Origin of the sequence: Erythrobacter donghaensis, from assembly GCF_001557325.1 — a bacterium.
GTDB classification, from domain to species: Bacteria; Pseudomonadota; Alphaproteobacteria; order Sphingomonadales; family Sphingomonadaceae; genus Erythrobacter; species Erythrobacter donghaensis_B.
This window is the reverse complement of sequence record NZ_LSJS01000302.1, coordinates 37,450-49,391: the sequence shown is the minus strand read 5'-3', so window position 1 is coordinate 49,391 and position 11,942 is coordinate 37,450. Positions and strand designations below refer to the sequence as shown.

General features: G+C 68.2%; 16 protein-coding genes and 1 other RNA gene. 7 read left to right on the top strand and 10 right to left on the bottom strand.

What is annotated here, in order from left to right:
- Positions 1–14: 14 nt before the first annotated feature.
- Positions 15–752, top strand: a complete 738-nt coding sequence (locus AX692_RS17490) for an arylesterase (RefSeq protein WP_230959654.1) — start codon at positions 15–17, stop codon at positions 750–752.
- Here AX692_RS17490 and recF read toward each other — a convergent pair.
- A complete protein-coding gene (gene recF / locus AX692_RS17485; RefSeq protein WP_073977210.1) occupies positions 749–1,837 on the bottom strand; it encodes a DNA replication/repair protein RecF in 1,089 nt (362 codons plus the stop codon). The genes AX692_RS17490 and recF overlap by 4 nt on opposite strands.
- A gap of 232 nt (positions 1,838–2,069) precedes the next feature.
- Between recF and AX692_RS20365 the strand changes: the two genes are divergently transcribed.
- Genes AX692_RS20365 through AX692_RS17480 form a run of 3 tightly spaced genes read left to right on the top strand, consistent with a single transcriptional unit; the run spans position 2,070 to position 2,581 of the window.
- Positions 2,070–2,183 (top strand): enoyl-CoA hydratase, encoded by a 114-nt coding sequence (locus tag AX692_RS20365; protein ID WP_196490085.1) that lies wholly within the window; start codon positions 2,070–2,072, stop codon positions 2,181–2,183.
- Positions 2,184–2,222: 39 nt separating this feature from the next.
- A complete protein-coding gene (locus AX692_RS20360; RefSeq protein WP_196490086.1) occupies positions 2,223–2,336 on the top strand; it encodes an enoyl-CoA hydratase in 114 nt (37 codons plus the stop codon).
- Between the two features lie 32 nt (positions 2,337–2,368).
- The gene (locus AX692_RS17480) at positions 2,369–2,581 is read left to right on the top strand and encodes a PspC domain-containing protein (protein ID WP_073973220.1); all 213 of its coding nucleotides are present in this window, start codon (positions 2,369–2,371) and stop codon (positions 2,579–2,581) included.
- Positions 2,582–2,670: 89 nt separating this feature from the next.
- Here the strand turns inward: AX692_RS17480 and AX692_RS17475 are convergent, their stop codons facing one another.
- The 5 genes from AX692_RS17475 to AX692_RS17455 all read right to left on the bottom strand — a co-directional run bounded on the left by AX692_RS17475 (position 2,671) and on the right by AX692_RS17455 (position 6,300).
- Complete coding sequence (locus AX692_RS17475; RefSeq protein WP_073973219.1) at positions 2,671–3,453, bottom strand: SDR family oxidoreductase; 783 nt, start codon at positions 3,451–3,453, stop codon at positions 2,671–2,673.
- 5 nt (positions 3,454–3,458) lie between these two features.
- Positions 3,459–3,980: an NUDIX hydrolase gene (locus AX692_RS17470; protein WP_073973225.1), complete on the bottom strand. Its 522-nt coding sequence runs from the start codon at positions 3,978–3,980 to the stop codon at positions 3,459–3,461.
- A 117-nt stretch (positions 3,981–4,097) separates the two neighbouring features.
- On the bottom strand, positions 4,098–4,772 hold the full coding sequence (locus tag AX692_RS17465) for a TPM domain-containing protein (protein ID WP_073973218.1): 675 nt from the start codon (positions 4,770–4,772) through the stop codon (positions 4,098–4,100).
- A gap of 3 nt (positions 4,773–4,775) precedes the next feature.
- Entirely contained in the window at positions 4,776–5,669 is an 894-nt protein-coding gene (locus AX692_RS17460; RefSeq protein WP_073977790.1) for a TPM domain-containing protein, read from the bottom strand.
- 1 nt (position 5,670) lies between these two features.
- Positions 5,671–6,300 (bottom strand): LemA family protein, encoded by a 630-nt coding sequence (locus tag AX692_RS17455; protein WP_073973216.1) that lies wholly within the window; start codon positions 6,298–6,300, stop codon positions 5,671–5,673.
- A 174-nt stretch (positions 6,301–6,474) separates the two neighbouring features.
- On the opposite strand from AX692_RS17455, the gene mscL reads away from it, so the two are divergent.
- The 3 genes from mscL (at position 6,475) to AX692_RS17440 (ending at position 7,993) form a co-directional block, all read left to right on the top strand.
- Entirely contained in the window at positions 6,475–6,885 is a 411-nt protein-coding gene (gene mscL, locus AX692_RS17450) for a large conductance mechanosensitive channel protein MscL (protein ID WP_073973215.1), read from the top strand.
- Positions 6,886–7,005: 120 nt separating this feature from the next.
- Positions 7,006–7,352, top strand: a transfer-messenger RNA (tmRNA) gene (ssrA, locus tag AX692_RS17445).
- A 248-nt stretch (positions 7,353–7,600) separates the two neighbouring features.
- Positions 7,601–7,993 carry a GNAT family N-acetyltransferase gene (locus AX692_RS17440; RefSeq protein WP_196490087.1) on the top strand — a complete coding sequence of 131 codons (393 nt, stop codon included), beginning with the start codon at positions 7,601–7,603 and terminating at the stop codon, positions 7,991–7,993.
- A 37-nt stretch (positions 7,994–8,030) separates the two neighbouring features.
- On the opposite strand, the gene AX692_RS17435 is transcribed toward AX692_RS17440, so the two are convergent.
- From AX692_RS17435 to AX692_RS17420, 4 genes are all read right to left on the bottom strand, one after another.
- Entirely contained in the window at positions 8,031–8,282 is a 252-nt protein-coding gene (locus AX692_RS17435) for a hypothetical protein (RefSeq protein ID WP_073973213.1), read from the bottom strand.
- Between the two features lie 94 nt (positions 8,283–8,376).
- Positions 8,377–9,627 carry an N-succinylarginine dihydrolase gene (locus AX692_RS17430; protein WP_073973212.1) on the bottom strand — a complete coding sequence of 417 codons (1,251 nt, stop codon included), beginning with the start codon at positions 9,625–9,627 and terminating at the stop codon, positions 8,377–8,379.
- Positions 9,624–10,640, bottom strand: coding sequence for an arginine N-succinyltransferase (locus AX692_RS17425; RefSeq protein ID WP_073973211.1), 1,017 nt, complete (start codon positions 10,638–10,640; stop codon positions 9,624–9,626). The genes AX692_RS17430 and AX692_RS17425 overlap by 4 nt, the downstream gene beginning before the upstream one ends.
- Positions 10,637–11,827, bottom strand: coding sequence for a hydrolase (locus AX692_RS17420; protein WP_073973210.1), 1,191 nt, complete (start codon positions 11,825–11,827; stop codon positions 10,637–10,639). The genes AX692_RS17425 and AX692_RS17420 overlap by 4 nt, the downstream gene beginning before the upstream one ends.
- Positions 11,828–11,942 lie beyond the last annotated feature (115 nt).

Sequence of the window (11,942 nt, the reverse complement as noted above, 5' to 3'; positions counted from 1 at the left end):
TGGAAGGCTCGCGGATGCACAAGCGCTCTTGGTCGAATTTTGCCGGCGTTGCGGGCGCGCTGCTGGTGCTGGCGGCCTGCTCGGATGCGGCCGAGGACGCCGCCAATGCCCCCGAGATCGCCGAGGATGGCGAGCCCGCGCTCCCCGCGATCCCGGTGATGGGGCCCGAGCGCAAGGTGATCGCTTTCGGCGACAGCCTCTTCGCCGGCTACGGCCTCGACCCGCGCGATGCCTATCCCGAGAAGCTCGAGGCCGCGCTGCGCGCCAAGGGGATCAATGCCGACGTGATCAACGCAGGCGTCTCGGGCGATACGACGGCGGCGGGCTTGCAGCGGCTCGAATTCACCCTCGCCGCGCAGAAGACGCCCCCGGCGCTGTTCATTCTCGAGCTTGGCGGCAACGACCTGCTGCGCGGGCTGAAGCCGGAGGAGACGAAGGCAAACCTCGGCAAGATGCTCGCGATCCTCAAGCGCGAGAAGGTGCCGGTGCTGCTGATGGGGATGCGCAGCCCGCCCAATTACGGGCCGGAATATCAGGCGCAGTTCGATGCGATCTATGCCGATCTGGCGAAGGAATATGGCGCCACGCTGATCCCCTTCTGGCTCGAGACGATCTATCGCGATCCTTCGCTGTTCCAGTCGGACCGCATCCACCCGACCGCCGACGGCATCGAACGGCTGGTGGCCGCGACGCTGGACGAGGTGGAGGGCGCGCTGCCTGCGCCTGCACCCGCCGCGACGCCTGCGCGCTAAAGCCGCTCCACGCCGCCGCCCGAAACCCGCCACACCGCGGCCTCGCCGCGCAGGGCCTCGAAGGGGGCGAGTTCGGTGCCCGTCATCCACACCTGCGCGCGGCCCTCGCGCAGCCGCCGGAACAGCTCGGCGCGGCGGACGGGATCAAGATGCGCGGCGACCTCGTCGAGCAGCAGAACCGAGGGGCGCCCGGCGGCGGCAAGGATGCCGTGGGCCAGCGTGATGGCGATCAGCATCGCCTTCTGCTCGCCGGTCGAGCAGGTGGCGGCAGGCTGGCCGGTGGAGGCCATGCGCACCTCGAGCTCGTCGCGTTGAGGCCCCGTGAGCGCGCGGCCTGCGGCACGGTCACGCGGGCGGCCGCGGGCGAGCTCGGCGCGAAGGGCGGTCTCGTCGGACGGGCCGCCGGGACGGTAGGTAAGGGTGGGCCGCGCGAAGGGCTCCGGCGGTAGAGCGGAAAGCTCGTCGGCGAGGCGCAGCACCAGCTCGGCGCGGGCGCGCGCGACCGCCGCGCCGTGATCGGCCGCCTGCGCCTCGATAGCATCGAGCCAGCGCGGATCGCCGCCGGTCTCGAGCAGCTTGCCGCGTTCGCGCAGCGCCGCTTCGAGCGCGTTCACCCGCCGCGCGTGATCGGGGGCGAGGGCCAAGGCCATGCGGTCCATGAACCGCCGCCGCGCGCCCGCGCTGTCGGTGAACAGCCCGTCCATCGCCGGGGTGAGCCATGACAGGGCGAGCCACTCGGCAAGGCTCGCGGCGGTCGCGGGGGCGCCGTTGACGCGCACCAGCCGCCGCTGGGGCGCGCCGTCCTCGGTATAGGTGCCGAGCCGCGCCGAGACCGTGCCCGCCTCGGTCAGGCTCGCCCCGATGGCGAAGGGGAGGGGCGGAGCGCCTGGCGCGGTACGCCGCGCGAGATCGCCGAGGTTCGCGCGCCTCAGGCCGCGCCCGGGGCCGAGCAGCGAGAGCGCTTCGAGAAGATTGGTCTTGCCCGCCCCGTTCTCGCCCACCAGCAGGTTGAAATGCGCGGTCTCTGCGAGCGAGGTCGCGGGGTGGTTGCGGAAGTTTTCGAGGCTGATGCGGCTGAGGCCCATGGCCCTTGCGGGGGTAGCGGGAGGGGGGCGGTTTGGCCAGTGCGGCGGTCGCAAAATCGCCGATCCCAATCCTTGGCAAATTTTCCCAAGCTTTCGTTTTGCTTAACGAGGCGTTTGCGGGGCGAAAGATGGAAAAGGGCGGAATTCGGCCATTTTTCGAGTTTGGCACGGGTGATGCAAAGTACCTGGCATCCCCGGGACAGCCCCGGAACACAGCAACAGGAGACCCAACATGTACGCCAACGAAACCTCGAGCCGCCTCTTCGCCGCCGCCTTCTCGGTCGTGATCTCGGCAGCCTTCTTCGCCTACGCGATCATCCCCGCCAGCCCCTCGCTGGTCGCCTGATCGCCCGCAACACCCTCTCTGTATAAGGACCCAAGACCCATGTTCGGCAATGACAACACCGCCCGCTTTGCTTCGGCCGCTTTCGCTGTCATCCTGACGGTTGCCAGCTTCGCCTATGCGATCATCCCCGCCAGCCCGGCGCTGATGGCCTGATCGCCCCACGCTTTCACAGGAGTTCGACCACGATGAATGACCTCAGGAAATCGGGCGGCACCCCGCCGAGCCGCAGCTTCCGCCTCGACAAGGGCAATGCCAAGCTCGCCGGCGTGTGCTCGGGGATCGGCAACTACTTCAACATCGACCCGCTGCTGGTCCGTATCGGCTTCGTCGCCGCCACGCTCCTCGGCTTCGGCGCCCCGGTGCTGATCTACCTTGCGATCGCGCTGATCGCCGATTGAGTGCAGCGACTGAAAAGCAGTTCCCGGTTTTCGGGCCGCTGCACACCGATCTGAACAACCGGGAGGGGCCCTTTGCGGCCCCTCTCTCTTTACATCGCCGAAATGCCGCCATCGAGCTTCAATTCGGCGCCGGTCATGAAGCGGCTCTCGTCGCTCGCGAGATAGAGCACCGCGTTGGCGATGTCGTTGGGCTCGCCGACGAACTTCAGCGGGATCTGCCGCGCCAGCTTCTCCATCAGCACTTCCTTGTCGAGCGCATGGGCGCGCGCGGTGCCGTCCAGGATGGGCGTATCGACAAAGGTCGGGTGGACCGAGTTGCAGCGGATCTGCATCCCCTTCTTGGCGCAATGCAGCGCGATCGACTTCGAGAGCATCCACACCGCCGCCTTGCTGGCGTTGTAGGCCGGCATGGTGTCGCTCGCGATCAGCCCGGCGATGCTCGAGATGTTGATGATCGAGCCGGGCGCGTGCTCGCGCATCAGGGGGAGCGCCTTCTGGCAGCCGTGGAAGATCGAGTTGACGTTGATGTCGAAGCAGCGCTGCCAGTCGCCGAAGTCGCAGGCCTCGATATTGCCCGGAACGCCGATCCCGGCATTGTTGACCAGCACGTTGAGGCCGCCGAGCTTCTCGCGTGCGGCATCGATCGCGGTTTCCCACTGGTCGGGCTTGGTCACGTCATGCGCCGTGCCGAAAGCCGTGCCTTCGCCGAGTTCTGCATTGATGATCGCGGCGGTTTCCTCCGCGCCCGCGCCGTTGATGTCGGTCGCCAGCACCCGCGCGCCTTCCTGCGCGAGGCGGATGCAATGCGCGCGGCCGAGGCCCTGCGCGCCGCCCGTCACCAGGGCCATCTTGCCCGCTACACGTCCTGCCATATCTCTTATTCCTCTCCCAAGTATCCCGGCGTCAAAAGCATCGCGATCCGCACGTCGACCGCGTGCCCGGCGCGCCGCCACTCGGCCACAAAGCGCGAAAGATCGCGCAAGGCAACCCGGTGGACGGTGATGTTCTCGCCTTCCGTCCCGCCGCCTGCGCTCACCCGTTCGAGGTCGGTCGCCTTCAGCAGCGTGAAGCTCTCCGAGACCATGCCGGGGCTGGAGTAGAACTCGCCCAGCACCTCGAGCCTGCCGGCGCGGTAGCCGGTTTCCTCTTCGAGCTCGCGCGCGGCGGCGGCGGTGGCTTCCTCGCCCTCGGCCCCTGCATCATCGCCGACGAGCCCCGCCGGAATCTCGAGGCTGAAGCGCGACAGCGGCACGCGGTACTGGCTGACGAGGATCACGTGGCGGGTGCCGTCCGGATCCACGTCCAGCGCGATGATCGCGGCGGCCTTGATCCCGCGTGCGCGGCCGACATATTCCCAGCGCCCCCGCGTCTTGGCGGTGATGAAGCGCCCCTCCCACATCACCTGTTCGGGCAGGTCGGCGTCGCGGTCTCGTTCCAAGGGGGGGCTCCGTCGGCTGGGGAGGCTGGGAGCGCCCTTCGACAGCTTCGCGCCGCCCGGGTCAAGAGGGAAGGGCGCCTAGACCTCGATCAGCCGGTCGGGCAGCTCGTTCACGTCATCGGCGCCGCGCGGGAAATGTTCGGCGAGGATGAAGCCGACGTCGCGGATGCCGACCGCCAGCCCCTCGGCGATGCGGCCGCGGCGGATCTCGGCGAGCATGTCGCCCATCGCCTCGCCCCACACTTCGGCCGGGACTTTCGCCGCGATGCTCTCGTCGGCGACGATCTCGGCGCGGCGTTCGCGCATCGAGAGGTAGATGAGGACGCCCGTGTGCCCGGTGGTGCGGCGTTCCGCGCCGACCTTGAACTGGCGCACGGCCTGCGCGCGCACCCGCGCCGCCTTGACCGGGCCGGGCACCAGCAGCCACTTCAAGGGCTGCCACTGCTGCACCAGCCACGCCCCGAGGAACTTCACGAGGCCCAAGGCGATCACCATGCTGGCGAGCTCGCCGGTGGTCCACTCGTGGCCCCAGCCGGCGAACCACGCGTCCCAACGGTCGAGGAAAGGCTCGGGGAAAGCCGCGAACACGCTCATCGCGGTGAAGGCCGCGCCCGCCGCCCACAGCAGCGCGACATCGGTATAGCCGTCCGAGCTGTCCGCGAGCACGGTGACGATCTCGCCCGAGGTCGCGCTTTCCGCCTCGGTCACCGCTGCGCTCACGAGAGCGCGCCCGGCATCATCCATCATCGCCATGGCTCACCACCCTCCCGAAGCGCCGCCGCCGCCGGAGGAGCCGCCGCCGAAGCCGCCGAAACCGCCGCCGCCGCCGAATCCGCCACCGCCGAAACCGCCACCGCCGCCGCCGCGGCCGCCGCTGTTGATGATCCCCCGCGCGATCGCGCTGCCGACCTCCCACAGGATCACGTCGCGCGCCGTATCCCCGAGCCCGCGGCTGCCCCACGGGCCATCGCCCCTGGAGCGATACTTGCGCCGCCGCCCGCGGCTGGCGAGGATCGGCAGGAGGAAGAAAAAGAACATGAAGACGAGCCAGATCAGCACGCCGACAGGAAAGCCCCCGTCGCTGCGGCTCTTCTGCGCCGCGGCGGCCTGGGCGGCCTCCTCGATCGCGACGGCATCCTCGGGCGCCTTGGCGAGGTGGTCGAGGATCGCGGCGACGCCATCGGTGACGCCCGCGTCGAAATTCCCTTCCTTGAAGCGCGGCGCGATCACGTCGTTGATGACGCGCCCCGCCATGATCCCGCCGAACCAGCCATGGAGGCCGTAGCCGACCTCGATCCGCATCTTGCGTTCGGAGGGCGCGATCAGCAGCAGCAGGCCCGCATCGCGCTGCGCCCCGCCGATCCCCCACTTGTCGGTGTAGAGCGTGGTCGCATAGGTCTCGATGCTCGCCCCCCCGAGGCTCGGAACGGTGGCGACGATGATCGCGCGGCCGGTCTGGGCGTTGTAGGCGCGCAGCTCCCCGTCAAGCTTGGCCTCGGTCGCGGGCGAGAGGATGTTCGCCCCGTCATACACCGGACCCTCGGGGCGCGGGGGATAGTCCTGCGCGTAGGCATTGGTGCCGAGAGCGAGCCACAACAGGCTCGCCAGCAGCACCAGCGCCCGGCGCAGCGGGGCGAGGGGGGAGGTCACCTCAGTTCGCGGCGGCCGGGGTGGCCCCGCCGGTGATCTGGCTCATGTCGACCTTGGGGTTGGCCTTGGCCGCCTCGTCCGCCTCGAAATACTGGAGCGCCTCGGCCCCGTGGATCACGTTCGCGCCGATGCTCGAGGGGAAGGTGCGGATCTCGGTGTTGTAGTCGCGCGCGAGGTCGTTGTAGCGCACCCGCTCGGTGTTGATCTGGTTGTTGGCCTCGTCGATCGCCACCATCAGGTCGGCAAAGCGCGGCTGGCTGGCGAGCTGCGGATAGTTCTCGACCACGGTGCGCAGCTGACCCAATGCTTGCGTCAGCTGGTTCTGCGCATCGTTGAATTTCTTGAACTCTTCCGGGTTCGACAGGTCATCGGTGGTGATGTTGATCGAGGTCGCCCGCGCGCGCGCGTCGATCACGCCCTGGAGGATGTCCTTTTCCGAGATCGCGGCGGCCTGCACCACGGCGACGAGGTTGGGGATCTTGTCCGAACGGTTCTGGAGCGCGCTCTCGACATTGCCCCATTGCGCCTTGGCGGCTTCCTGCTTGGTGGGGACCGAGTTGATCCCGCAGGCCGCAAGGCTCATCGCGGCGACGGCAGCGAATGCGCCGCGCAGCATGGTGGTAAGGTTCATGGCGAAGGTCCCTCCTTGTGGCGCGGGCGCTGACCCCGGCCGGCATTGTCTGTATTGCGCATATAGCACACCCCCAAGCCGGTTCAAGCGGTGGACGGCGCGGCTCGTCCGGCTTGGCAGGGGGCAGGGCGGGTGCCAGAACATGGCAAACGGCAAAGCACAAAGGGGATTGCCATGCTGTCGGAATTCAAGACCTTCATCGCGCGCGGCAATGTGCTCGACCTGGCGGTGGGCGTGATCATCGGCGCCGCGTTCGGCACGATCGTCAAGTCGCTGACCGATGACGTGATCATGCCGGTGATCGCGCTGGTGACCGGCGGCGGGGTCGATTTTTCGAGCCGTTACATCGTCTTGTCGGGTGAGGCTCCGGCCGGTGCCTCGCTGGCGGCGGCGCGTGCGGCAGGAGCGAACGTGCTGGCCTACGGGAGCTTCGTCACCGCGTTCATCAACTTCGTGATCCTCGCCTTCGCGATCTTCCTGATCGTGCGCCAGGCCAACAAGCTGATGCCCCCGCCCGAGGCCGCGCCCGCCGGGCCGTCCGAGGTGGAACTGCTCGCCGAGATCAGGGACGCGCTCCGTAAGTGACGCAGCTCGTCCGGGCTGCTCTATCCTCGCTCATGCGACCTGAAGGTCGCGTCGCTGCGGGCGGGCAGTCGCCCTTGCGGCCGCTGCGCCGCCGCATTGTGCCACGCGCTGGCGTCTCATCCACTTCCCATTCAGGATTTCAGCGCTATATCGACCATTGCCGGGTTCGCCCGGCTATGGCGATAAACTGCGCTGTGCAATAGATGCAACGGACCCGGGGGCAGTACCCGGCGGCTCCACCAGAAGCGGCGTTTCGGCGCATCTCCTGACGGGGCCGAACCAGGATCGACGTGTGTTGAAAAGCAGTGTTTTCGCCCGGGCTGAGTAACCCGTTAAAGGCTCAAAACCAATAAGTGCCAACGACAACGAAGCACTTGCTCTCGCCGCGTAATGTGACGGCCTAGCGGCCTGAATTTACAAAGCTACGAGCACGGTTCGGACCGAACCGGGTAACAGAATCGGAGACCGGGCGCCCGGGGGAGCGTAGCAACAGAATCCCCCACCCTTCTCGGAGATTTTTTGCTTACGATTGCGCTCACTCGCTGACCGCTTGACCGGTCAGCCTCTGCACGAACCCACGCCAGCGCTCGACGCTCTGGCGGCGGCTTTTCCGCAAGCATTTCACCGAAAGACTTCATGCATGACACACATTCCCATTCGCCCGCTTTTGCGCGGCGATTTGCCCCGCATTGCCCATCTGGTTGACGCCAATGCCATGTTCCCCTCCGCTATGCTGGACGACATGACTGCGGCCTACTTCGCCGGAGACAGCGACACCCAGCGCTGGATCGTCGCCGACACGGGCAGCGCAACGGGCGTCGCCTACACCGTCCCCGAACCGCTGACCGAGGGCACCTGGAACACGCTGTGCATCTGCGTCGATCCCGCGGCCCACGGACAGGGGATCGGCACCGCGCTGATGCGGCAGATCGAGGGCGAGCTCGCCGCCGAGGGCGCACGCGTGCTGCTGGTCGAGACCTCGGGCACACCCGATTTCGAGCGCACGCGCGGGTTCTACGATATGCTCGGCTATGAGCGGGAAGCCCGGATCCGCGACTACTACAGCGCGGGCGACGACAAGATCATCTTCCGCAAGGCATTGATCTGAAAAGCGGGGCGGGTCGGCACCAATGTGCCGGCTCGCCCTAGTCGCGCGGCAGCGCCTGTGCGCTCAGCTCGCTCACCTCGCGCTCAAGCTTCAGGCAATCGAGGATCTTCGCCCCCGCCAGAAACACCGCGCCAGTGGTCGCGAGGAACAGCAGCTTGCCGCCGAAGCCGGGGTATTCGTGGAGATAGACCATGCCCCGCGCGCTCGACCCCAGGGCGAGGGCGTAGATGATCAGGAACGCCTCGAAGCGGTTCTTGATCACGAACAGCCGTCCCAGCTTGCGCAGCATAGCCTTCCTCGACCCTTGCGCGACCCGGCGGCATGCTGAGTCGCTTTAACAGTGTCGTAACCTTACGCCTGCGCGGGCCCGGGGCGCAAATGCGTTAACCAAGCTGTGCCAGATCGAGCGCCTCGAGCAAGGCAAGGCGTGCCGCGATCACGCTGTCCGCGAGGCTGCGCGTCCCGATATCGGACGGGTCGATCTGTTCCGGCCAATGCCCGGCGATAACCTTCTCGAGCAGATCGGCCTTCGCCTCGTCGAGCAGGAAGCGCGGGTCGACCGTCGCGGGATCGCACACCACGCGCAGCCGCAGGCAGGCCGGGCCGCCGCCGTTCGCCATCGATTGCCGCACGTCGACCGGGATCACCTGCCGGATCGGGCCATTGCCTGCGAGCATCTGCTCGACCCAGCCCCACACGGCGGCGCTCTCGCGGCATTCCTCGGGCACGATCAGTGCCATGCTCCCGTCGGGAAGCGTCAGCAGCTGGGCGTTGAACAGATAGGTGCGGATCGCCTCCTGCAAGGAGACGGCGGAGGAGGGCACCTCGACCACCTCGAGCGCGGGGAAGGCGGCGCGGATCGCGTCATAGGCACCCTGCTGGTCGGCGAAGGCCTCGGCATGGGTGAACAGCACGGAGGCATTGGTGACCGAGACCACGTCATTGTGGAAAGCGCCTGCCGCAATCGCTTCGGGGTTCTGCTCGATGAAGACCGTGCGCGCGGGATCGAGCCCGTGGGCGCGCGCGACGAGGCGGCTCGCCTGTTCGTGCTGGCGCGCGGGGAAGCGGCCGCCGGGGCGGCCATAGACGAACACCTCGACGCCGGGGGCATCGTGGCTCTCGCACAGCCGCATGTGGTTGGCCGCGCCCTCGTCGCCGAAGGTGGCGGGCACCGCGTCGTGGATCGCGAAGTGGCGCGTGTCGCCGAAAGCGATCCTCAGCTGCGCCTGCGTATCGGGCCACTCCTGCGCGCGGTGAAGCATGGTGACGAGGTTCGCCGGGGTCAGATGGCAGCGCCCGTCGGCAGTGTCGGGGGCGGGGGAGACGGTGGCGGCGTTGGCGGTCCACATCGAGGAGGCCGACCACGGCGCGGCACGCAGTTGTGGCGGCTCGGTACCGTCAAGTGCGAGGGCGCTCTCCAGCGCGCGGTTGGGTCGGGGCAGCGGCAGCAGGAACCCCTGCACCCCCAGCCGCGCCAGATTGCCGCGCATCTTCGCCACGCCTTGAAGCGCGGCGGCGCGCGGGTAGGAGGGATCGCCCGCATGGTTCGCGCTGGCGATGTTGCCGAGGCTGAGGCCCGCATAATTGTGGCTGGGGCCGACGATTCCGTCGAAGTTGATTTCGGTGAGGCTCATCGCGCCACGCTCCACACAATGTCGCCCTTGCACACGTCGAGCAGGTCGGCGCTCGCCGAATCGATCGCGATGCCTCCCTCTGCGTCAAGCACCCGCGCACCGAAGCAGGCGCGGAATGACCCGAGCCGTCCGGTGGCAAGGATCGCGCGCTCGCCCTCGCTCGCATCGAGCGCGGTGACCGCGCAGTGGCACGCGTTCCTGACGCTGGTCACATCGTCGGTGCGTGCGACCATCGTCGGGCCGCCGTCGAAGATGTCGACATAGCCCTCGGCGCGGAAGCCCTCGTCCTCCAGCATCCGCATCGCCGCGCGGCCCGTGGGGTGGGGGACGCCGATCACCGAGCGCGCATCCTCGCTCAGCATCGCGACATAGACCGGGTGCTTGGGCATCAGGTCGGCGATGAACTGGTTGCCGTTGATCGCGTTGAAATAGTCGGCGTCCTGGAAGCTCATCCCGAAGAAGCGCCCGGCCACCCCCTCCCAGAAGGGCGATCCGCCGCGTTCGTCGATGATGCCGCGCAACTCGGCGAGGATGCGGTCGGCAAAGCGCCGGCGGTGCATCGCCACGAACAGGTAGCGCGAGCGGGCAAGCAGCAGGCCGAAGCCCCCGGCGCGCTCGCCCGGGTGGAGGAACAGCCCGCCGACCTCGCTCGACCCTTCGAGATCGGTGACGAGGCTGAGGAGTTCCGCGCGCACGGTGCGGTCCAATTCCTGCGAATACTGGGTCAGCGTGTTGAGACGGTAGGAATAGAACGGCCAGCGCTGGCCGACCTGCGTCATCAGCTGGCAGGTGCCGCGCACCGCCCCGGTGCGGGCATTCTCGAGCACCAGCACGAATTGCTCGTCGGCGAGCGTGTCGTCCTCGCGCGCGAAGGCCTTCTCGGCGCGTTCGAGCTTGCCCTTCAAGGCCGCGCGGTCGGGGGGCAGATTGGTGAAGCCCCCGCCGGTGAGCTTGGCCATTTCATAGAGCGCTTCGAGATCGGCGGGGCGCGCAGGGCGCAGGCGGAAGGTCACGTGAGGGCTCCCTGAGCTAGACGCTCGATGACGCGGGCGGAGAGCGCCGCGCGTTCGGCAAGGCTGGGGACGATCAGATATTCGTCCGGCGAATGGATCGCGCCGCCGCGCACCCCCATGGTGTCGACCACGGGGACACCGCAGGCGGCGATGTTGTTGCCGTCGCACACGCCGCCGGTGGATTGCCAGCGGATCGTCTGGCCGAGCTCCGCGCCGCATTGGCGGACGAGGTCGAACAGCTGTTGCGCGCGCGCGTCGACTTTCTTGGGCGGGCGGGTGACGCCGCCGTGGCGGTGGGCGGCGACTTCGTGCGCGGCTTCAATGCTGCGCAACAAAGCGTTGAGATCGCTGTCGAAGGTCTCGGCTGCGGTGGTGGATTTGGGGCGCACGTTGAAGCGCAGCACCGCGTGATCGGGCACGACGTTATTGGCCGCCCCGCCTTCGAGCTTGGCGGGGTTGATGGTGATCTGGTCGCTCTCCAGCGCTTTCAGCCGCAGGATCAGATCGGCTGCCGCGACGATCGCGTTGCGCCCATCGTGCGGGTTGCGGCCCGCGTGGGCGCTCTTGCCGGTGAAGGTGATCGAGTAGTTCCCGGTGCCCCCGCGCTCGTGCGCCAGAGTGCCATCGGGGAGCGCGGCGGGCTCATAGGTCAGCGCGGCGAGCTTGCCCGCTGCCAGTTCGGCGATCAGCGCGGCGCTGGCGAGCGAGCCGGTCTCCTCGTCCGAATTGATCAGCACGTCATAACCCAGCGCCGAGGCATGGCCGCCCGCCTCGAAGGCCATCAGTGCGTGGAGCATCACCGCGATCCCGCCCTTCATGTCGGCCACCCCCGGCCCGTTCAGCGTCTCGCTGTCGCGCCAGGTCTGGCGCTGGAAGGGGTGGTCCACCGGAAACACCGTGTCCATGTGGCCGGTCAACAGGATGCGCCTGTTCGCCTGCGGGCGCACGCGCACCACCAGATGCTGCCCGTGGGGCTTGTCGAAAGCGCTGCCATCGGCGGCGATTGCGGTAACGAGGGCGGGGTCGACCAGTTCCACCGTGCCGGGGAGCGCCGCGAAGGCCTCGGCCAGCATCGCGGCCTGCTCGGCCAGCCCGGTGAGATTTGCGGTGCCCGTGTTGACCGCGCTCCACGCCTGCACCTGCGCCAGCATCGCGGCGGTATCGATCTTGCCTGAGGTCCCGTCCATCGCACCCCTCTAGCCGTGTGCGCGCGGCTGTCCAACCCGTTGCAATCGGGGCGGGGCTGCGCCATAGGGCCGCGCGTCCTCTCCTCCCCGGGTTCGGCTTCACGCTTGCCATACG

Excerpts from the sequence above, each read along its gene's own strand:
- AX692_RS17490 (WP_230959654.1), top strand. The coding sequence starts at position 15 with ATGCACAAGCGCTCTTGGTCGAATTTTGCCGGCGTTGCGGGCGCGCTG.
- recF (WP_073977210.1), bottom strand. The coding sequence starts at position 1,837 with ATGGGCCTCAGCCGCATCAGCCTCGAAAACTTCCGCAACCACCCCGCG.
- AX692_RS20365 (WP_196490085.1), top strand. The coding sequence starts at position 2,070 with ATGTACGCCAACGAAACCTCGAGCCGCCTCTTCGCCGCCGCCTTCTCG.
- AX692_RS20360 (WP_196490086.1), top strand. The coding sequence starts at position 2,223 with ATGTTCGGCAATGACAACACCGCCCGCTTTGCTTCGGCCGCTTTCGCT.
- AX692_RS17480 (WP_073973220.1), top strand. The coding sequence starts at position 2,369 with ATGAATGACCTCAGGAAATCGGGCGGCACCCCGCCGAGCCGCAGCTTC.
- AX692_RS17475 (WP_073973219.1), bottom strand. The coding sequence starts at position 3,453 with ATGGCAGGACGTGTAGCGGGCAAGATGGCCCTGGTGACGGGCGGCGCG.
- AX692_RS17470 (WP_073973225.1), bottom strand. The coding sequence starts at position 3,980 with ATGTGGGAGGGGCGCTTCATCACCGCCAAGACGCGGGGGCGCTGGGAA.
- AX692_RS17465 (WP_073973218.1), bottom strand. The coding sequence starts at position 4,772 with ATGGCGATGATGGATGATGCCGGGCGCGCTCTCGTGAGCGCAGCGGTG.
- AX692_RS17455 (WP_073973216.1), bottom strand. The coding sequence starts at position 6,300 with ATGAACCTTACCACCATGCTGCGCGGCGCATTCGCTGCCGTCGCCGCG.
- mscL (WP_073973215.1), top strand. The coding sequence starts at position 6,475 with ATGCTGTCGGAATTCAAGACCTTCATCGCGCGCGGCAATGTGCTCGAC.
- AX692_RS17440 (WP_196490087.1), top strand. The coding sequence starts at position 7,601 with ATGTTCCCCTCCGCTATGCTGGACGACATGACTGCGGCCTACTTCGCC.
- AX692_RS17435 (WP_073973213.1), bottom strand. The coding sequence starts at position 8,282 with ATGCTGCGCAAGCTGGGACGGCTGTTCGTGATCAAGAACCGCTTCGAG.
- AX692_RS17430 (WP_073973212.1), bottom strand. The coding sequence starts at position 9,627 with ATGAGCCTCACCGAAATCAACTTCGACGGAATCGTCGGCCCCAGCCAC.
- AX692_RS17420 (WP_073973210.1), bottom strand. The coding sequence starts at position 11,827 with ATGGACGGGACCTCAGGCAAGATCGATACCGCCGCGATGCTGGCGCAG.